19 protein-coding genes are annotated in these 19,105 nt (G+C 64.9%); 7 read left to right on the forward strand and 12 right to left on the reverse strand.

Annotation, left to right across the window (positions count from 1 at the left end; genetic code table 11):
• The first annotated feature begins 56 nt into the window (after positions 1–56).
• Positions 57–1,088, forward strand: coding sequence for a DNA repair and recombination protein RadA (gene radA / locus NO362_RS02990; RefSeq protein ID WP_256288619.1), 1,032 nt, complete (start codon positions 57–59; stop codon positions 1,086–1,088).
• Between the two features lie 64 nt (positions 1,089–1,152).
• On the opposite strand, the gene sufU is transcribed toward radA, so the two are convergent.
• Complete coding sequence (gene sufU, locus NO362_RS02995; RefSeq protein ID WP_256546666.1) at positions 1,153–1,575, reverse strand: Fe-S cluster assembly sulfur transfer protein SufU; 423 nt, start codon at positions 1,573–1,575, stop codon at positions 1,153–1,155.
• 191 nt (positions 1,576–1,766) lie between these two features.
• On the opposite strand from sufU, the gene NO362_RS03000 reads away from it, so the two are divergent.
• The 3 genes from NO362_RS03000 to NO362_RS03010 all read left to right on the forward strand — a co-directional run bounded on the left by NO362_RS03000 (position 1,767) and on the right by NO362_RS03010 (position 3,185).
• The gene (locus tag NO362_RS03000) at positions 1,767–2,096 is read left to right on the forward strand and encodes a winged helix-turn-helix domain-containing protein (RefSeq protein WP_256546065.1); all 330 of its coding nucleotides are present in this window, start codon (positions 1,767–1,769) and stop codon (positions 2,094–2,096) included.
• 65 nt (positions 2,097–2,161) lie between these two features.
• On the forward strand, positions 2,162–2,887 hold the full coding sequence (locus tag NO362_RS03005) for an AzlC family ABC transporter permease (protein ID WP_256546066.1): 726 nt from the start codon (positions 2,162–2,164) through the stop codon (positions 2,885–2,887).
• Positions 2,880–3,185: an AzlD family protein gene (locus NO362_RS03010; protein ID WP_256546067.1), complete on the forward strand. Its 306-nt coding sequence runs from the start codon at positions 2,880–2,882 to the stop codon at positions 3,183–3,185. The genes NO362_RS03005 and NO362_RS03010 overlap by 8 nt, the downstream gene beginning before the upstream one ends.
• A gap of 36 nt (positions 3,186–3,221) precedes the next feature.
• Here NO362_RS03010 and NO362_RS03015 read toward each other — a convergent pair whose 3' ends face one another.
• Positions 3,222–3,782, reverse strand: a complete 561-nt coding sequence (locus tag NO362_RS03015; protein ID WP_256546068.1) for a mechanosensitive ion channel family protein — start codon at positions 3,780–3,782, stop codon at positions 3,222–3,224.
• Between the two features lie 129 nt (positions 3,783–3,911).
• Positions 3,912–5,189: a bifunctional cysteine desulfurase/selenocysteine lyase SufS gene (sufS, locus tag NO362_RS03020; RefSeq protein ID WP_256546069.1), complete on the reverse strand. Its 1,278-nt coding sequence runs from the start codon at positions 5,187–5,189 to the stop codon at positions 3,912–3,914.
• A 356-nt stretch (positions 5,190–5,545) separates the two neighbouring features.
• Between sufS and NO362_RS03025 the strand changes: the two genes are divergently transcribed.
• Positions 5,546–5,749, forward strand: a complete 204-nt coding sequence (locus NO362_RS03025) for a hypothetical protein (RefSeq protein ID WP_256288612.1) — start codon at positions 5,546–5,548, stop codon at positions 5,747–5,749.
• A 167-nt stretch (positions 5,750–5,916) separates the two neighbouring features.
• On the opposite strand, the gene NO362_RS03030 is transcribed toward NO362_RS03025, so the two are convergent.
• The gene (locus NO362_RS03030; RefSeq protein ID WP_256546070.1) at positions 5,917–6,360 is read right to left on the reverse strand and encodes a universal stress protein; all 444 of its coding nucleotides are present in this window, start codon (positions 6,358–6,360) and stop codon (positions 5,917–5,919) included.
• Between the two features lie 216 nt (positions 6,361–6,576).
• Between NO362_RS03030 and NO362_RS03035 the strand changes: the two genes are divergently transcribed.
• The gene (locus tag NO362_RS03035) at positions 6,577–8,679 is read left to right on the forward strand and encodes a PAS domain S-box protein (protein ID WP_256546071.1); all 2,103 of its coding nucleotides are present in this window, start codon (positions 6,577–6,579) and stop codon (positions 8,677–8,679) included.
• Between the two features lie 10 nt (positions 8,680–8,689).
• On the opposite strand, the gene NO362_RS03040 is transcribed toward NO362_RS03035, so the two are convergent.
• The 8 genes from NO362_RS03040 to acs (NO362_RS03075) form a co-directional block, all read right to left on the reverse strand.
• Entirely contained in the window at positions 8,690–8,989 is a 300-nt protein-coding gene (locus NO362_RS03040) for a DUF424 domain-containing protein (RefSeq protein WP_256288609.1), read from the reverse strand.
• Positions 8,989–9,741: a tetratricopeptide repeat protein gene (locus tag NO362_RS03045; protein ID WP_256288608.1), complete on the reverse strand. Its 753-nt coding sequence runs from the start codon at positions 9,739–9,741 to the stop codon at positions 8,989–8,991. The genes NO362_RS03040 and NO362_RS03045 overlap by 1 nt, the downstream gene beginning before the upstream one ends.
• 139 nt (positions 9,742–9,880) lie before the next feature.
• A complete protein-coding gene (locus NO362_RS03050; RefSeq protein ID WP_256288607.1) occupies positions 9,881–10,342 on the reverse strand; it encodes a universal stress protein in 462 nt (153 codons plus the stop codon).
• Positions 10,342–11,994 carry a VC_2705 family sodium/solute symporter gene (locus tag NO362_RS03055; protein ID WP_121568704.1) on the reverse strand — a complete coding sequence of 551 codons (1,653 nt, stop codon included), beginning with the start codon at positions 11,992–11,994 and terminating at the stop codon, positions 10,342–10,344. The genes NO362_RS03050 and NO362_RS03055 overlap by 1 nt, the downstream gene beginning before the upstream one ends.
• On the reverse strand, positions 11,991–12,449 hold the full coding sequence (locus tag NO362_RS03060) for a DUF4212 domain-containing protein (RefSeq protein WP_256546072.1): 459 nt from the start codon (positions 12,447–12,449) through the stop codon (positions 11,991–11,993). Before NO362_RS03060 ends, NO362_RS03055 begins: the two co-directional genes overlap by 4 nt.
• A gap of 34 nt (positions 12,450–12,483) precedes the next feature.
• Positions 12,484–14,478, reverse strand: coding sequence for an acetate--CoA ligase (acs, locus tag NO362_RS03065; protein WP_256546073.1), 1,995 nt, complete (start codon positions 14,476–14,478; stop codon positions 12,484–12,486).
• A 99-nt stretch (positions 14,479–14,577) separates the two neighbouring features.
• Positions 14,578–16,245: a bacterio-opsin activator domain-containing protein gene (locus tag NO362_RS03070; protein ID WP_256546074.1), complete on the reverse strand. Its 1,668-nt coding sequence runs from the start codon at positions 16,243–16,245 to the stop codon at positions 14,578–14,580.
• Between the two features lie 150 nt (positions 16,246–16,395).
• On the reverse strand, positions 16,396–18,324 hold the full coding sequence (gene acs / locus NO362_RS03075) for an acetate--CoA ligase (protein ID WP_256546075.1): 1,929 nt from the start codon (positions 18,322–18,324) through the stop codon (positions 16,396–16,398).
• Positions 18,325–18,486: 162 nt separating this feature from the next.
• Here acs (NO362_RS03075) and thpR point away from each other — a divergent pair, with 162 nt between their 5' ends.
• The gene (gene thpR, locus NO362_RS03080; RefSeq protein ID WP_256288602.1) at positions 18,487–19,047 is read left to right on the forward strand and encodes an RNA 2',3'-cyclic phosphodiesterase; all 561 of its coding nucleotides are present in this window, start codon (positions 18,487–18,489) and stop codon (positions 19,045–19,047) included.
• Positions 19,048–19,105: the final 58 nt, after the last annotated feature.

A 19,105-nucleotide genomic window follows, 5' to 3' on the forward strand; every position in this document is an offset into this window, starting at 1 on the left:
TTTCACTTTGGTGTTAACGAGGGTTTATGTGCAAGTGGGACCCAGAACCGGATACGATGCCAGAAGACGATCTCGAGAGCCTTCCTGGAGTGGGGCCGGCGACGGCAGACAAACTGACTGAAGCGGGATTCGAGAGCTATCAGGCGATCGCCGTCGCGAGTCCGGGCGAGATGTCTAACACGGCCGACGTTGGCGAATCGACCGCGGCCGACATCATCAACGCGGCCCGCGAGGCCGCCGACATCGGTGGCTTCGAGACGGGAGCGGCTGTGCTCGAACGGCGCGAGCAGATCGGGAAGCTCTCGTGGGGGATCCCCGAGGTCGACGAGCTCCTCGGCGGCGGGATCGAGACGCAGTCCATCACAGAAGTGTACGGCGAGTTCGGGGCCGGGAAGTCGCAGGTGACCCACCAGATGGCCGTCAACGTCCAACTGCCGCCCGAGCACGGCGGCCTCGGCGGGTCGTGCATATTCATCGACTCCGAGGACACGTTCCGTCCCGAGCGGATCGACGATATGGTTCGCGGCCTCGACGACGAGATCATCGCCGACCTCCTCGAACGGCGCGAGATCGAGGGCTCGCCCGGCGACGACGAGACGATGGCGGACCTGCTCGATAGCTTCCTCGATCACATCCACGTCGCGAAGGCGTTCAACTCCAACCACCAGATCCTCCTGGCGGAGAAAGCCAAGGAGCTCGCCCGCGACAACGAGGAAGCGGAGTTCCCCGTCCGCCTGCTCTGTGTCGACTCGCTCACCGCGCACTTCCGCGCGGAGTACGTCGGTCGTGGCGAACTCGCCGAGCGACAGCAGAAACTCAACAAGCACCTGCACGACCTGATGCGCATCGGCGACCTCTACAACACGTCCGTGCTGGTGACGAACCAGGTCGCCTCGAACCCCGACTCGTACTTCGGCGACCCGACCCAGCCGATCGGTGGCAACATCCTCGGCCACACCTCGACGTTCCGTATCTACCTCCGGAAATCGAAGGGCGACAAGCGTATCGTCCGCCTCGTCGACGCGCCGAACCTCGCCGACGGCGAGGCCGTGATGCGCGTCCAGGACGGCGGTCTCAAGCCCGAATAAAACGACCCGGCTCTTTTAACAACGAAGCGGTGCGCTTTGCGCACCCGAGTCAGCAAAAAGGTGGTTAGTCGTCCTCGGTCGTCGTCTCCTCGATGTCGACGTCGCCTTCGTGGATGGCAGCCCCGTCTTGGGCCACCTGTCGCGCGAGGACAGCGCACTTGATCCGCATCGGCGAGATGTCGACGCCGAGCATATCGGTGACGTCGTCGGTGCCCATCGCTTCGAGTTCCTCGAGCGTCATCCCGCGGAGCCTCTCCGAGAGCATACTCGCGGAGGCCTGGCTGATCGCACAGCCGTTCCCGGTGAACGACACGTACTCGATGGTCTCGCCGTCGTCTTCGAGTCTGACGTTCATCGTGATCGTATCGCCGCAGGAGGGATTCTCTCCGGTGTGAGAGAAGTCCGGATCGGACATCTCGCCCTTGTTCCGGGGATTCTTGTAGTGATCCAGAATCTGCTGCCGATACATATCCGAGCCCATTCCCATTGTTGGCGGCTGTAGGGTGGTGCAGCGCAAAAGGGTTCCGCCGGAGACGAATGTCTCGCCGCCCGTCGCTGCCGTCGCAATATTCGTGTCCCACGTTCGGAAGTAGGACGCCGATTCGATCGCGTTGCCGACGAGCATATGTCTGTCGTTTTGGGATACATCTACAAATCTGGAGGCCTCAAGAGCGATCAATGGCGATTCCGACTTGGGTGAGCGATCGCGAAGCGTTCGGCAGATCGTCGTTGACGAACGAGGAGATACAGGACGTCTCGGAGACACTCGGGATCGTATCGAACCCACTTCGGCTCGAAATCCTCGCGACACTCGGTCGCGGTGAGGCGCCGATGTCGTACACCGATCTGCGAGCCGAGATCTCGGTTCGCGACAACGGGAAGCTCAACTATCACCTCCGGCAGCTCGAGGGCCTCATCGAGCGAGAGGACGGGCAGTACGCGCTCAGCGTGCGAGGCGAGCGCCTCCTCCAGCAGGTGACCGACGAGGCGATTCGGGAGTCCCCCTAGACAGCTGCGAGGAGAAACGCGCTTCTCCGAGAACTTAGGGGCGAACACGTCGAAGACGTGTGTCGATGCGTCGGAACCACGACGAGCACGCGGCAGTGCAGCCGGAGACAATTTCGTTCTCTCGGGAAGGGATTCGCGCGGGCTTCCTCCAGTGTATGCCGGTCGCGGTCGGCGTCGGCGGCTACGGCGTCGTGTTCGGCGTCCTCGCCGGTCAGGCGGGGTTGAGCGTGGGAGAGGCCGCGCTGATGAGCGGGACGGTGCTCGCAGGTGCCGCACAGCTGATCGTGATGGAACTCTGGCGAGAGCCGGTGCCAATCGCCGCGGTAATCGCGACGACGCTCGTGGTGAATCTGCGCTACCTCCTGATGGGTGCGGCGCTCCGACCCTGGTTCGAGCAACTCTCCCCGGGACAGACGTACGCGAGCCTCTTTTTCACCGCCGACGAGAACTGGGCGCTCACGATCGGCGAACTGCGCTCGGGGAGTCGCCGCGGCGCGTTCCTCCTCGGGAGCGGGCTCGCCATCTGGGCGTTCTGGGTGCTCGCGACGGTCGTCGGCGTCACCGTCGGCGACGTGATCGAAGAACCAGCGCAGGTCGGATTAGACTTCGTCCTGACGGCGGTCTTCCTGATCCTCGCAGTCGATCTGTGGGACGAGGCCTCGCGACTCCGTACGTGGGTGAGCGCCGCGGTCGTGGCAGTGCTCGCCGCCGGCTATCTGCCCGGATACTGGTATCTCGTGTGTGGCGGCGTCGCGGGGAGCCTCGTGGAGGTGTGGCAGTACGATGGCTGAGCTCGATCCCGTCGTCGTCGTCACCATCCTGGCGATGAGCGTCACGACGTACGCGACGAAGGCAGGCGGATTCTGGCTCCTCAGCCGAATCGAACTGTCGCCACGCATCGAACGGGGCCTCGACGCGCTTCCGGGCGCGATCGTCGTCTCACTCCTCGCGCCGGAGCTGACGAAGCTCGGTCCGGCAGGCTGGATCGCGGCCACTGCAGTCCTCGTGGTCGCCTGGCGAAACGACGGCACACTCGCGGCCCTCGGGGTGGGAATGGTCACCGTAGTCGCGTTGCGGGCGCTGTTGTAGCGCGAGGACGTGCAGCCGCAGTCGGTCGCGAGCGCATCACTCGTCCGCAGAAGCGATGAGGCGCGTCCACTTCTTTTCGACGTCCCGGTTCGCCACGACGATGGTGTCACCGTCGTCGTTCCGGAACCGGGTCTTCCGCAGTTCGATGGCTTCCACCGTCCCCGTAACGGGATCTGACTTCACTTCGTCACCGGGGTTGAAATCCGGATCGCGGAGGAGATAGACGCCCGCGACGGTGTCGGCGATCATATCCGAGAGCGCGTAGGAGACGCCGAGCGCGACGAAGCCGGCGGCAGTGCCGAGACTCGCGGCGATCTCGCCCATCCCGAAGATCTTCAGCAGCGTCAGCGCCGCTCCGAACCACAGGAACACGCTCACGATGGTCACGCCGAGGTCGACGACGAGGCGCTGGTCGTCCGGATAGACGGCGTCGAGCGTGCGACGGAGCACGCCCGTGAGCACCCGGATCCCGACGTACGCGATCGCGAGGAAGACGAGCCCCGTCAGGACCGTCGACGCGGCCTGCCGAAGTCCGTCGGCGAACTCGAAGAGCGTCTGCCGGATCGTGTCGACGAGGAATCGGACGACTGTGGACATCGGTGCCGGTGCATTGATACTCAGTCACAAAGTGCTTCTGGAGAGGTAGATTCGAGCTGAGACAGCGAGCTCGAGCGGAATACGGAGCCTGGGAGAAGCGAGCCGGGAGAGAGCAGACGAAACGCGACGTCAGGCGAAGAGCTGTCGGGCGTCGTCGACGGCGTCGACGAGCGCGTCGATCTCTTCTTTCGTGTTGTAGATGTAGAAGGACGCGCGGGTCGAGGCCGGAACGCCGAGTTTGTCGTGCAGCGGCTGGGTACAGTGGTCGCCGGCGCGGATCGCGACGCCGTGGTCGTTGAGGATGCTGGAGAGGTCGTGTGCGTGGACGTTCTCGAGGTTGAACGCGACGAGACCACCGCGCTCGTCGCCCGGCGGGCCGTATATCTCGACGTCGTCGAACGCCGACAGTTCGTCGTAGGCGTACTCCGCGAGCAGTTCCTCGTGGGCCTGGACGCGTTCCATTCCGATGTCGTCGAGGTAGTCGATCGCGGCGTGGAGGCCGATGCCCTGTGCGATGACGGGTGTGCCCGCCTCGAACTTCCAGGGGAGGTCCTCCCACGTCGAGTCCTCGTAGGTGACGCTTCGGATCATCTCGCCGCCGTAGAGGTACGGCTGCATCTCTTCGAGGATGTGTTCTTTCCCGTATAGGACGCCGATCCCTGTCGGCCCGAGCATCTTGTGCCCCGAGAAGGCGAAGAAGTCGGCGTCGATATCTCCGACGTCGACTGGTCGCGTCGGGACGGACTGCGCGCCGTCGACGAAGATGTACGCGCCGTGGTCGTGGGCCAGATCGGCCAGTTCGGCGACCGGCGTGACCGTCCCGAGCGTGTTCGAGACGTGCACGACGGAGACCATCGCGGTCGAGTCGTCGATCAGTTCGGCCGCGTGGTCCATATCCAATCGGCCGGCGTCGTCGACGCGGATGTACTCGACGCTCGCGCCCGTCTTCTTGGCGATCTGTTGCCAGGTGACGAGCGAGGCGTGGTGTTCCATCTCGGTCAGGACGATCGTGTCGCCCGGCCCGAGTTCGGCGAGTCCCCACGCGTAGGCGACGAGGTTCATCGATTCGGTGGTGTTCTTCGTGAAAACGATCTCTTCTCGTCCCGCGGCGCCGATGAACTCCGCGACGCGGTCGTGGGCGTTCTCGTAGGCCACCGAGGCCTCCTGACTCAGGTGGTGAATCCCGCGGTGGACGTTCGAGTTGTAGCCGTAGTAGTAATCGACGATACTCTCGACGACGGATTTCGGCGTCTGACTCGTCGCCGCGTTGTCGAGGTAGACGAGCGGACGGGTGTCGTCCGGGCCCTCACCCGGCGTCTCGATGTCGCCGCCGACCTTCCGGTCGAGGATGGGGAAGTCCTCGCGAATCGACGCGACGTCGACTGGATACGTTTCCTGCGTTCCCATTGAAGACCCGTTAGCGTCCCAGCACTAACACGGCTTCGGTCCGGGCGGTCGCTGCCACGAGATGCGTTCGGAGACGATTCGCTCCGCTATAGTAGCGTTTGCAAGTCTTCACGCACCTAATCGCACGCAGTCGTGCGATTGGCTGTGTAATCAGTTGCAAACGCTACTATAGTTGCGGACGATGAGGCAGAAGAGTCGTTTTCGGACGTGTACTGGAATAAACGTTCGACCACAAAATGGAGGTTTACGTTCTGCTCTGTCGGGTATCCAGAAACTACGGTGCGTGGGCGTCTAGACATCGGGCGAATAGCTCAAAAAGATAATACTTATTATCGTGTGTTCGTCGGTTCTGCACGATGACCGACGAAACGATCGAGACCGTCCGGACGCTTCTCCGCGGAGCGTTGGAGAACACTGACGACACCGAAGTGCACTACAAGCTCCGAACGGCGCTACAGTTGCTCGACGTGTACAAGAACGACATCGATCAGCTGCAAGATGCCGCCGAGGGCGACGACGACCTCGAAGAACGGCTCAGCGACCTCGGCTATCTCCAGTGACTCCGAGTCGGTGCCATCCAGCGTGAATGTCCGCCCGCCGGGGTCGTAAGCCGGCTTACAACCGTCGGAAGTGGACGAAGAACCAATCTAATGGCCTTGTTGAGAACGCAAGTAGCGGTTCTGTGTGTTTAAATAAATGAGTCGACGGCTCGCTGCCCGCGGCTCGGTTAGACGACGCGGACGGGGACCTCCGTCCGGCCGAGAACGCGGTTCGTCGTCGACCCGACGAGGGGCTTGTCCGGGTCCGAGCGACCGCGCTTTCCGATGACGATGAGGTCGACGCCCTCGTCTTCGGCGTACTCGATGATCTCGTCTTCCGGAATGCCCGACTTCACGACGGTGACGCAGTCGACGCCCGCCTCGGCGGCCAGCTCCGAGATGTCGTCCGTGAATCCTCGTCCCTTCTTTTCCAGTCGCTTCCGCGTCTGCGCGATGTCGCTCGGGACCGCCACGAAGGCGGCGTCGCCCATATCCATCACGTACATCGCGTGGACCGCTGCGTCGTTCTTTTTCGCCAGGTCGATCGCTTGCCTCGCGGCCTCCATCGCCGCCTTACTCCCGTCGGTCGGGACGAGAATGTCGTGAACCTCGGTTTCTGTTGTTTCGCTCATACGAACCGATACGGTATCACGGTTAATTAATTGATACTTCGGCTATCACGATCTGGGACCAATCTCCCACGACAAGGATGGTACCCTCGACAAGACGTGTTGGTACGTCGAACGCGATTTCGGGAGGGCTTGCATTCGGTCACACCATCGAGCGAACCTGTAATTTTCTGGGGAACAGGGCCAATTTAATTTATACGCACAGATGAAAGACGGGATATGAACACCGACGGGGAGGGAGAGCCGTACCGAGCCTACTTCGAGGAGTCCCCGATCGGGGTGTTCGTGACCGACGCCGCCGGTGAGTTCGTCGACGCCAACCCAGTGGCCTGCGAGATGGTGGGACGCGAACGGGAAGAACTGCTCTCATTATCGATCAAAGACGTTACTGACCTTCCCGAAGGGGCCGCGATCCCGTCGTCGTTCGCGAAGGTCAAAGAAACGGGGCACGCCCGGGGCGAGCATCAGTTGGTGCACGCGGACGGGCGGAGGATCGACGTCCTCCTCGATACGATGTCGCTCGGCGACGACCGGTTCGTCGCGTACGTCCAAGACGTCAGCGAGAAGAAGCGGTACGAACGAGAACTCGAACGGTTCAAAGCGTTCACCGAGCAGTCCTCTGACCTCATCACTCTCCTCGACGAGAACGGCCGGATCCAGTACAACAGCCCGGCAGTGGAAGACATTCTCGGATACAGTCAGGACGAACTGATCGGTGAAAATCCACTCGAGTACATTCATCCGCGGGACCGCGAACGCGTTGCCGATCAACTCCAGACGGTACTGACGACGACGGGAAGAGGGCCACGCGCCGAGTTCCGGATACGGGACGCCGACGGGGAGTGGGTATGGATCGAAAGCTATGGGACGAACCGCCTCGCCGACCCCAACGTCGAGGGGATCATCGTCAATCAGCGTGACATCACCGAACGCAAGGAGCGAGAGCGGACGCTCAAACAGTACGAGCGCGCCGTCGAACAGGCGACGGACCTCCTGGCCGCGGCGGACACAGACCACCGACTCCTCTTCGCGAACAAGCGCTACCGCGAGTTTCACGGCCTCAGCGACGACGATATCGGCACCACCACGCTGGAAGAAGTTCTCGGACCCGAACAGTTCGCGGAGATCGAACCGCGACTCGACGCCGTATTCGAGGGCGAGACGCACCAGTACGAGATGATCCGCCAGGACCCCGATGGCGACGACCACCACTTCGACATCCGGTATTACCCACTCAGGTCCGACTACGGCGAGGTCGTCGGTATCGTGGCGACGATGCGCGACATCACCGAGCGCAAGGAGCGGCGCCGGAAGCTCAAGCAGTACGAATACGCGGTCGAGAGTTCGACGGACTGGATCGTCGCCGTCGACACGGACCACCGAGTCCTCTTCGCGAACAGCGGGTTTCGATCGTTTCACGGCCTCGACGGCGACGCACGCGGAACGCCGCTCTCGGAGGCGCTCGAGGAGTCCGTGGCGACGGAAATCGTCCCGCAGATGGAGCGAGCGCTCGCCGGCGAGCGAGTCGAATTCGAGCATCAGACGACTTCCGACGGGGAACGACGCCCGGTTCGGAGCGTCGTCTTCCCGCTCGAAGACGACGACGGAACGGTCATCGGCGTCGTCGCGTTGATCCGTGACATAAGCGAACTGAAAGATAGAGAACAGCAGTTACAGGTGCTCGATCGGGTCCTCAGACACAACCTCAACAACAAAATGAACATTGTCAGCGGGTACGCCGAGTCGATCCAAGATCGGACGACAGATTCCTTTATCCAGGAGTCGGCGGCCAAGATCCGCGCGAACAGCGATCAGTTGACGCAGATGGCGTCGAAAGAACGGGCGATCACCAAGGTACTTTCGGACCCGCCCGCGATGGAAGCGGTCGACCTCGCCACAGTTGCACAGCAGATCACGTCGTCGGTGCGGAAGTCGCATCCGGCGGCAACTATCACGACCGAGTTACCAGAACAGCGCGTGGAGGTCGTCGTCGGTGCGGTGGGGCGTGCGCTCAAAGAGCTATTACAGAACGCAGTGACCCACTCCGACCGGGAGCGGCCAGCTATCGAGGTCCGGGTCCGGAACCTCCCGGACACGGTTCAGGTGCAAGTGGCCGACGACGGCCCGGGTATTCCGGAGATGGAGCGCGCGGTCCTGACCGGCGAGTCGGAGATCGAACCACTGCTCCACGGCAGCGGCCTCGGACTGTGGCTCGTGAAACTCATCGTCGGGCGCGCCGACGGAACGCTCCGCTTCGAGGAGAACGAGCCGAGAGGCAGCGTCGTCACGATAGCGTTCCCCCGGCCAGGAACGGCGGGCTAGCCGCGCCGCGTCACATCCAGAGGAGTTGCGCGTGAAGCGTCCCGTCGACGTCGAGTACGCGCTCCTCGTCGACGATGCCGGCGTCGACAGCGACGGAGACCGCGCGCTCGCCGACGATGTTGGCCACGCTGGCCCGCGTGAGACTATCGACGACAGTGGCTTCGTCGGCCTCGGCGGCCTCGTCGCCGCCGTAGAACGCCTCCGTTACCTCCAGAGAGATGTCGCCTTCGGTGTAGGTCTCGCCCAGACACTCCGGGTCGCAAACGGAGACGAGCAGTCCTTCCGGTGTCTGTCGTTCGCGAAGGAGCATCACCGGTTCTGTTGTTGCTGTTGCAGCATCTCTTGTTCGCGTTCCTGCCGCAGTTCGTCGGCCTGCTGTTGGGCCTGTTCGGCCTCTTCGTCCTGCCCGAGTTCTTCGAGCGCGGCCGCCTTCTCTTCGAGCACGTCGGCAGTGCGCATTCCCAGTCGGATCGCGTTGTCGAAGGCGTTGACAGCCTCCTCGTTCAGGCCGCGTTCGCGGAGGAAGAAGCCGCGGTTGTACCACGCCTGCGGGAAGCGCGGGTCGATCTCGACCGCGCGCTCGGCGTGGCGCAGTGCCTCTTCGATCTCGCCGGCGTTCCAGAGCGCGTACGCGAGGTTCGTCTCGGCGGAGGCCGCGTGTTCGGAGTCGTCGTCGATGCGGAGCGCCTCGCGGTAGGAGCCGATGGCTTCGTCCCACTCCTCCAATTCGGCGTGCGCTGCGCCCTTGTTCACCCACGCCTCCTGGGCTTCGAGGGAGTCCTCGTCGGCGAAGCGCGCCGCGCGCTCGAACGTCTCGGTCGCCTCCTCGAAGCGGTTGATCTGCATATACGAGAGCCCGACGTCGACGAGCTGTTCGACGTCGACCTGATCTGAGGCGATGTTTCGCCGGTCGAGTTCGTCCGTGACGACGCGGCTGTCCACGGGATCGACCTTCGTCGGATCGACCTTCAGCTCCGGCGGGTCGAGGGTGAACTCCTCGTAGTCCTCGTCGAACCCCTGGCCCGAGGAGAACTCGTGGTCGTCTCGCTCGCCGTTTGTCATACCGCCTAATTTGCGGTCAGGACGGTTAAGGACTGCGTCACGGGGTTGCGGTGGGGAGCGATACCCACCCAGAGTCAGTGAGAGGACGAACAGTAGGTGGACGAACGAGGAAGAACGGCGTCGCGCGTGAGGCTGCCGCTCAGTCCTCGCCGTGCTCGTCGACGACTAACACGGGGACCTGCGTCTCACGCAGGACCTTCTCGGCGACGCTACCGAGCAGCGCCCGCGAGAGGCCCGAACGGCCGTGCGAGCCCATCACGACGAGGCCGATCTCGTTCTCGTCGACGAACTTTCGGATCGCCCGAGCGGGCTGGCCGGCCCGGACGTGTTCCTCGACGGTGAGCCCGCGTTCGGCGGCCATCTCAGCGACGTGGCCGGTCGCGGCGTCGGCGCTCGCTTTCACTTCCGGCATCTCGTCGAGGTGGCCCTGGCGGAGCCGGTCGACCTGTTCGGTCCCCAGCGAGTAGCTCGTGGCGTCGACGTCGATGACGTAGAGCGCGTGCAGCGTGGCGTCGTACTTCTCAGCGAGGTCGATCGCGTGGGCGACCGCGACCTCGGAGGTGTCGCTTCCGTCGGTGGGAACGAGAATGTTGTCGTACATCAGTCATCAGCGGGGGTCTGGCCCCCGTCGGTCGCCGCAACGTCTTCTGCGCTCTCGGTGCGAGACATCGGTTTCGGGCTGTGACACTGCCGGACCAGCCGCTTCGTGGACTCCGGCGGCTCCTCGGTGAGGAGCGAGACCACGATCGTGATCGCGAAGACCAGCGGCGTGCCGACCAGCGCCGCGCCGATCGCGGGGACGACGTCGCCGAAGGCCTGGCTGAAGGGGAGGATGAGGTCGTTGACGACGGCCGCGATCCACAGTAGCAGGCCGAAGCTCATCCCGGCGAGCGCGCCCGCGCGGTTGGTGTTCTCCCACCAGAGCCCGAGGAAGAACATCGGGAAGAGAACGATCGCCGCGAGCGAGAACGCCAGCGCGACGAGCTGGCCGATGAGCGCCGGCGGGTCAAGCGCCGTGATCGTGACGATGATACCGAGGAGCACGATCGTGCCGCGGCCGACCAGCACCTGCTCGCGCTGGGTCGCGTCGGGGTTGATGATGTTGGTGTAGATGTCGTGTGAAACCGCAGAGGACGCCGTGATGAACAGTCCGGCGGTCGTCGCGATCGCGGCGGCGATGCCGCCGGCGGCGACGAGGCCGACGAACCAGGTCGGGAGGTTCGAGAGCTGCGCCGCGAGCACGACGATGAGGTCACCCTCGCCGCCGGACATTCCGCCCGAAGCGGCGTACGTCGGGCCGTACTGGGAGGCGTCGTAGAGATCGACGCCGAAGGCCGCGAGCGCCGGCGCGCCCCAGTACAGCAGCATAATGAAGAACAGTCCCCAGACGGTGGAGTGGCGAGCGGTCCGCTCGTTTTCGACCGTGTAGAAGCGAACGAGGACGTGTGGCAAGCCGCAGGTCCCGAAGACCAGCGAGAACGCGGTCGCGATCCACAGGAAGAACGAGGCGTTCACGAAGGGTTCGGAGAACTCGGTGTTGAGGTCGTTGATGAGCGCCCCGTACTCGATCTGCGGCAGGAACGTCGAGTAGCCGTTGACGATGCCGACGACGTAGACTGCCACGAGGAACGCGACGATGAGGATGACGTACTGGACGGCCATATTCTTCGTCGCGCCCATCATCCCCGAGAGGGTCAGGTACGCGACCGTGATGCCCATCATCACGACGACCATCGTCACGTAGTCGGTCCCGAAGACGTAGAGGCCGACGAGGCCCATCCCGCGCGCCTGACCGACCGAGTAGACGAAGCCGATGAGGATCGTCGTCGCCGCGCCGAGGGCGCGTGCGGTGTCGGAGTTGAAGCGGTCGCCGACGAAGTCGGGCGCGGTGTACTTCCCGAAGCGACGCATCTGCGCCGCGAGGAAGATGAGGAGCACGAAGTAGCCCGCCGTCCAGCCGATGATGAACGCGAGGCCGTAGAAGCCCGACAGCGCCACCAACCCGGCTAAGCCGAGGAACGACGCCGCAGACATCCAGTTCGCGCCGATCGCCATCCCGTTCTCGATGTTCCCGATCGAGCGGCCGGCGACCCACATCCCCTCGGTGTCGGCGACCTTGAACAGGTAGCCGACCACGAGGAACAGCGCAAGCATCGCGACGACCATCACGGCCGGAATCGGCTTGAACGAGATGTCGAGCGCCTCGGGAAGCAGATCGCCCGACTGCAGCGCGAGTCCTAGAAGCGAACTCATCGGGGTTCACCTCCGTCGGTCGCCGCCGCGTCGGCGTCGACGTCGTCCTGTGACTCGACCGCCGCGGTGGAGTGGTCGATACCGTACTTCTCGTCGAGTTTGTCCCGGCTCCGGGAGTAGAGGTACGCGAGCACCAGCGAACTCGTCGGCGCGAGGAACGCCACCGAGAAGTAGTGCGCCGGGAAGTTGAGGACCGGAATCGGCTGAGTCATCACTTCGGGCGCCAGATACGTCGCCGTCACCGGCCCCCAGGTGAGGATCACCCAGGCGATGAAGCCCGCCCAGACCTGCTTGAGGTGGTCGCGCATAAAGGGCGTGCTCGGCTTCAGGAGGTTGACTTCGGCCTCCAGATAGTCGACGTCGGCGTCGGTGTCGACCCCGCCGTCAGTTGCGATGCGTCCGTCCGCGTCGTCGGATCGGGTCTCGTCCTGTTCGTGTTCGGGATTATCTATCATAATTGGCTTCGAAATATATCGTGGCTCATCGTGCTCAGTCCTGGACGCTCGCGCGAATCTCCTCGACGATCTCGGGGTTCCGAAGGGTCGAGGTGTCGCCGAGTTCCTCACCGTTGGCGATGTCTTCCAGCAGTCGCCGCATAATCTTCCCCGAGCGGGTCTTCGGGAGTTCGGGCGTGAAAATCACTTCTTCGGGGCGCGCGATCGGTCCGATTGCGTCTTCGACGCCAGCGATGATCCGCTCGCGCAGGTCCGCATCGCCCTCGTGGCTCTCCTCGGTGATGACGTAGGCGTAGACGGCTTCGCCTTTCACCTCGTGGTCGCCGCCGACGACCGCGGCCTCGGCGACGCCCTCGACGCCGACGATGGCGGATTCGATCTCCATCGTTCCGAGCCGATGGCCGGAGACGTTGATCACGTCGTCGACGCGGCCCAGAACGGTGATGTAGCCGTCCTCGTCGATTTTCGCGCCGTCCTCCGGGAAGTACACCCAGTCGTCGGGGTCGTCGCTGTCGGTGTCGGAGTACTCTGCCCAGTACTCCTCGATGTATCGCTCGTCGTTCTTATACAGGGTCCGAAGCATCCCGGGCCACGGTTTCTGCACCGTCAGGTAGCCCGCGCGGCCCGCGTCGATCTCGTCGCCGTTGGTATCGACGATCTGTACGTCGAGTCCCGGCAGCGGCGGCCCCGCAGAACCGGGTTTCATATCCTTGATGCCGGGCAGGGTCGTGACCATCATCCCGCCGGTTTCGGTCTGCCACCACGTGTCGACGACGGGGCACTCGCCGTCGCCGATATGTTGGTAGTACCACTTCCAGGCGCGGGGGTTGATCGGCTCGCCGACCGTCCCCAGGAGACGCAGACTCGACAGGTCGTGGCGGTCGGGGTACTCCGTGCCCCACTTCATAAACGCGCGAATCGCCGTCGGCGCAGTGTACAGTTGCGTCGCCTCGTAGTCCTCGATGATCTGCCACAGGCGGTCGCGCTCGGGGTGGTCCGGCGTCCCCTCGTACATCATCGTCGTGGTGCCAAGCGCGAGCGGCCCGTAGACGATGTAGGAGTGGCCCGTGATCCAGCCGATGTCGGCCGAGCAGAAGTAGGTGTCATCCGGTTCGATGTCGAGGACGGCCTGCGAGGTCCAGGCCGACCACGCGAGGTAACCGCCGGTCGTGTGCTTGACGCCTTTCGGCTGGCCGGTCGTTCCCGAGGTGTACATCAGGAACAGCATATCCTCGGCGTCGCGGGCGACGGGATCGACCGCTGCCCCCTCGTGGGCGGCGACGAGGTCGTCGTAGTCGTGCTGATTGTCTGCGAGGTCGTGACCGAAATCGTCGCCGTTCGGGCCGAGACGGTCGACGACCACGACGTCCGAGACCGGATGTTCGACCGAACCGAGGCCCTGATTGGCTTTCTGGAGGTGGTCGAGGGGGTCGCCGCGGCGGTAGTAGCCGTCGCAGGTGACGAGGTACTCCGAGTCCGCGGCGTTCATCCGGGTCGCGAGCGCGTCCGCCGAGAAACCGGCGAAGACGACCGAGTGCGGCGCGCCGATCCGCGCACACGCCAGCATCGCGATCGGCAGCTCCGGCACCATCGGCATATACATCGTGACGACGTCGTCCTCGCCGACGCCGAGGTCGCGGAGGGAAGCCGCGAACTCGTTGACCTCCCGGTGGAGTTCCTCGTAGGTGTAGGTACGATTCTCCTCGTCGACGGGTTCGCCCACCCACTCGATGGCGGCCTCGTCACCGCGGTCTGCGAGGTGCCGATCGAGGCAGTTCGCCGAGGCGTTGAGTTCGCCGCCGGTGAACCACTCGTAGAACGGCGGGTTCGAATCGTCTAAGACGGTGTCGTACTCGGTCTCCCACTCGAGCAGATCCGCCGCAGTTTCCCAGCACTCGGGCCAGTTCTCCTCGAACTCCTCGTAGATGCCCTCGTCGGAGACGTTGGCCTGGCCGGTGAACTCCGCCGGTGGCTCGAAGACGTCCTGTTCGGCCAGCCGCGCTTCGAGTTCTACGTCATCATTTCCCATAGTCTATCACTCACAATCGGTCACCCCTACATAAGCGGAGGCTCTAATTATACCAATTATTACTGTTAGAGTCAGTCTGCTGCCACGAATACACGTCACTCAGCGGCGACGGTCGGCGGTCGACGGAGAGGCCGGCGTCTCGTCGAAGAAGGCCGTCAAAAGCTTCTGCTGAGCCTTTCTGAGGTGGTTGTGAAGCGTCGGTGAGGAGACGTCGAGCGAATCAGCCAGTTCCTCGGCGGTCGAGCCGCGAGGCCACTCGAAGTAGCCGCTGTGGTACGCCGCCCGGAGAACCGTCGCCTGGCGATCCGAGAGCCGATCAGCCAGGCGCTCGCGGAATCCCTGGTCGGTCTCGACAGAGCGGTCGGCCTGGTGTTTCGCCGCCAGCGACACCGAGGGGTGCGCGTCGGTGACAGCGTCGACGACCGCGCGGACGTCGGCCTCACCGGGCAGTTCGACCGTAACCGTCGCATCGCCGCCGTCGGCGCGCAACGATCGAACGCGGGCCCCGCTCTCGACGGCCGCGAGAGCGGGTGAGGCGTCCACGACGACCTCGACGGAGGCTCCGTCGCCGTAGTCCTCGATGAGGCGCGCGTCGGCGACGGCGTCGGCCGCCGAAGCGTGCGAGAGCACCGGATCAGCGCCCGCGCCCTCGACGACGAGGTAGTACAGGAGCGACCCGCCGCCGACGGGGACCATCCCGGAGAGTTCCACGTGGCACTCGAGTGTCCCCGAGAGGTCGGCGACGAACGACGACTCGGTCGGACACCGGAAATCGAGTTCGACGACGGTGTCTGCGAGCAGGAGGCGCTTTCGCTCGACGGCCGCGAGGGCGTGGCCGACCTGGGTTCCGAGGACTGCCAGCGCGTCCCGACGGTCCTCGCGCACCGCGTCGGTGGTCCCGACCGCGAGCACACCCGCCGCGGCCCCCTCGCGCACGACTGGAACGAGTGCGAGCGGCCCGTCCGCGGTCTGTTCGACCCCGACTGTCGGCGTCTCGACGGCGTCGATGGCGGCCGCTTCGTGCTCGTCGAGCGCGTGCTCGACAGCGGCCTCGTCGATGCCGCCGGCTCCGCGAAACGTGAACCCGTTTCCCGTCCGTTCGGCGAGCCACGCGAATCGGATGCCCTCGGCCGCCGCCAGACGCTCACACGCCGTCTGGGCGACTTCTCTCCCCGTCGCGGCGCCGACCAGTGCGGTTCCGAGGTCGGCCGCGAGTTCGACATCCTGGCGGAGTTCCGCCGAGACGTCGGACCCGTCGTCGTCGGCCAACGCGGCCGCGACGGCCTCGCGGTCGGGGTCGGTGAGCAGCGGTTCGAGGCTGTCCAAGCGGTCCCAGCCCCCGATTGCGCAGACGACGTGCGGTGGAACGCCGGCGTCGAGCAGGTCGGCCGCGAAGTGCCAGCGGAGGTCCCGCGAGGAGACGTCGACCCCTTCGACGCGCGCGGAGACTTCGCCGACGAGCATCTGGAGTCGCCGCGGCGAGACCGTCAGCAGGGGGTCGTCGTCGCCGACGCCGACGCTGCCAGCGTACTTGCGGAGGTCGTGCTCGACGTCCGTCGGGAGGTACGCCTCTCGTGTGATTCCGTCCCCGTTTCGCACCGCGAGAAAGTGGTGGCCGTCCTGCGATTCGACGTCTCCCAGGCGGACGCGGGCCATCTCCGCTGGACGGAGACCGACCTCGCCACCGAGTCGAAGCACGAGATCCTCGCGATGCGTTCGGGTGGCCCGACGGAGGCGCTCGTACTCGCGGGCGTCGAGGGGCGACATCCTGTTTCGACGTATTCAAAGAAAGCGAAATAAAGATGTGGATTTTCGAGGCAGAACCTCGGACGTCGCGGGAGATAAATGATCTGTCTGCCTCTGCTGGGTAGATGGCGTCGAAAAGCTGGTTTCGTTTTTATTCGAATAAGCGAAACGTCATCGCTCCCGCGTTCGAGACCGGATCTCACCGAGAATCTCGGGGTTGCGAAGCGCGGAGGTGTCGCCGAGCGTCTCGTCGTTAGCGACCGCCCGCAGGAGTCGGCGCATCACCTTTCCGGAACGTGTCTTGGGGAGATCCGGCGTGAAGACGATCTCCTCGGGGGTGGCGACGCCGCCGATGGCGTCTTCGACCGCCGCCCGGATCCGTCCGCGCAGGTCGGACTCGGCGGCGTCGCGTTCGGGCGCGACGTAGGCGTAGATCGCCGTCCCGGTGGTGTCGTGGTCGGCCCCGACGACGGCTGCCTCGGCGACGCCCGCGACGCCGACGATGGTCGACTCCAGTTCCATCGTGCTGAACCGGCGGCCGGCGACGTTGACCGCCTCGTCGATGCGTCCCAGGAACGTGATGTACCCGTCCGCGTCCTGGCGAGCGCCGTCTTCCGGGTAGTAACGCCAGGGGCCGCCGTCGTGTGCCCCCCAGTCAGTGCCGGTCGCGAGGGCGCGCGGCATCCCCGGCCAGGGGCGAGTGATCGCGAGTTCGCCCGACTCGTCGGGTTCGACTGGTTCGCCGCGGCCGTCGACGACCGCCGCGTCGATGCCGGGGAGAGGTTTGCCCGCCGCGCCGGGTTTCATCGCGTCGACGCCAGGGAGCGTCGAGACGAGGATCGCGCCGGTCTCGGTCTGCCACCAGGTGTCGACGACGGGGCACTCGCCGCCGCCGATGTGCTCGTGGTACCAGCGCCAGGTTGGTTCGTCGATGGGTTCGCCCACGCTGCCGAGAAGCCTGAGACTGGAGAGGTCGTGGCGGTCGGGGTACTCCGCGCCCCACTTCATAAACGCGCGAATCGCCGTCGGCGCGGTGTAGAACACGTCGACTGCGTGGCGGTCGACCAGTTCCCAGAGGCGGTCCTTCTCCGGGTGGTCGGCGGTGCCGCCGTACAGCATCGTCGTGGTGCCGAGCGCGAGCGGCCCGTAGACGATGTAGGAGTGGCCCGTGATCCAGCCGATGTCGGCCGAACACCAGTGAGTATCCTCCGGCCGGATGTCGAGCACGGAGCGCGCGGTCCAGGCGACGTGCGCGAGATAGCCGCCGGTCGTGTGCGTGACGCCGCGCGGTTCGCCGGTCGTCCCCGACGTGTAGATCTGAAAGAGCGGGTCCGAGGCCGCCCGCGAGACGGGCTCGACCTCGTCCCCGCGGTGGGCGTCGATCAGCTCACCGTAGTCGTGATAGCCCGGGCCGAGATGCACGCCCTGGCCGAGGTGATCGAGGACCACGACTTCGACGTCGTGATCGAGCGCGAGGCGGGCGTTGTCGGCTTTGTTCTTCTGCGCGATGGCGTCGCCGCGGCGGTAGTAGCCGTCGCAGGTGACGAGGTACGCCGACGTAGAGCGGGCCATCCGCTCGGCGAGCGCGTCGGCGGAGAAGCCGGCGAAGACGACGTTGTGAATCGCGCCGAGGCGCGCACACGCGAGCATTGTCACCGGAAGCTCGGGGACCATCGGCAGATACAGCGTCACGACGTCGCCGGCCTCGACGCCCAGTTCGCGCAGGGCCGCCGCCGCGGCGTTGACCTCGCGGTGGAGTTCGAGGTAGGTGTAGCTCCGGGAGTCGCCGAGGTGGCCCTCCCAGACGAGCGCGCGCTGATTCTTGCGCTCGGGAAGGTGGCGGTCGACACAGTTGACCGAGGCGTTGAGCGTCCCACCGGGGAACCACTCGAACGGAGGCGTCTCCCCGCCGCGGAAGACCGTCTCGGGGAAATCGTCCCAGTCGAGTAACTCGCCCGCCCGACGCCAGCAGTCGGGCCACTCGTCGGCGAAGGTCTCGTAGATATCGGGATCAGAGACGACTGCCTGCTGGCGGAACCACGCCGGTGGATCGAGTGCCGTCCGGTCGGTTCGGGTCCGTCCCGAGCCCTCGCCTGTCATCGTGTCTCTCTCGATGGCGGTACGGGCATAAGTTTCCCGCTCGCGGCGGTCGAAGCGGGCGAAATTCGCGATCCGGTCCGCGATCTGAACAAAATCGAACGGGAGCACTGTGATCTCACTCGCGGGCGGAGCGTTTTCATCGCCGAGCGCGTACGCCGAGGTATGCGCCTCTTCGTCAGCATCGACCTTCCCGATCGGCTCGCGGCGGCCGTCGCGGACGCACAAGAGCGGTTCGCAGACGCCGAGGGGCTCCGCTTCGTCGACCCCGAGCAGGCCCACCTGACGCTCCAGTTCCTCGGCGAGACGGACCCGGATCGCATCGAGGAGATCGAAGCGGCACTGGAGCGCGCGGTCGCCGACGCCGACGTCGACCCCTTCGAGTTTCGGGTCGGCGGCTTCGGCGTCTTTCCGTCACAGAGTTATATCAGCGTGGTCTGGGCGGGCGTCCGCGAGGGTGTCGGCGGTGCGGAGACGAGACGACTCCAGAGCGCCGTCGAGCGCGAACTGGCCGAGCTCGGGTTCGAGGGCGACGATCACGACTTCACGCCGCACATCACCATCGCGCGGATGGACGACGCGCGCGGGAAAGACCTCGTGCAGCGGGTCGTCCGCGAGACGGACCCGGACATCGGCTCGTTCCGCGTCGACGAGATCAGATTGAAAGAGAGCACGCTGCGCTCCGACGGTCCGGTGTACGAGACGGTCGAAGCATTCCCGTTGTGAGGGAGAGGCGTTGCGCAGCCGGGCGATCACCGGCTGCTGGGCTGGACAATCACGGCTG

It is taken from the genome of Halobellus inordinatus, assembly GCF_024498335.1.
In the GTDB taxonomy this organism is placed as follows: Archaea; Halobacteriota; Halobacteria; order Halobacteriales; family Haloferacaceae; genus Haloquadratum; species Haloquadratum inordinatus.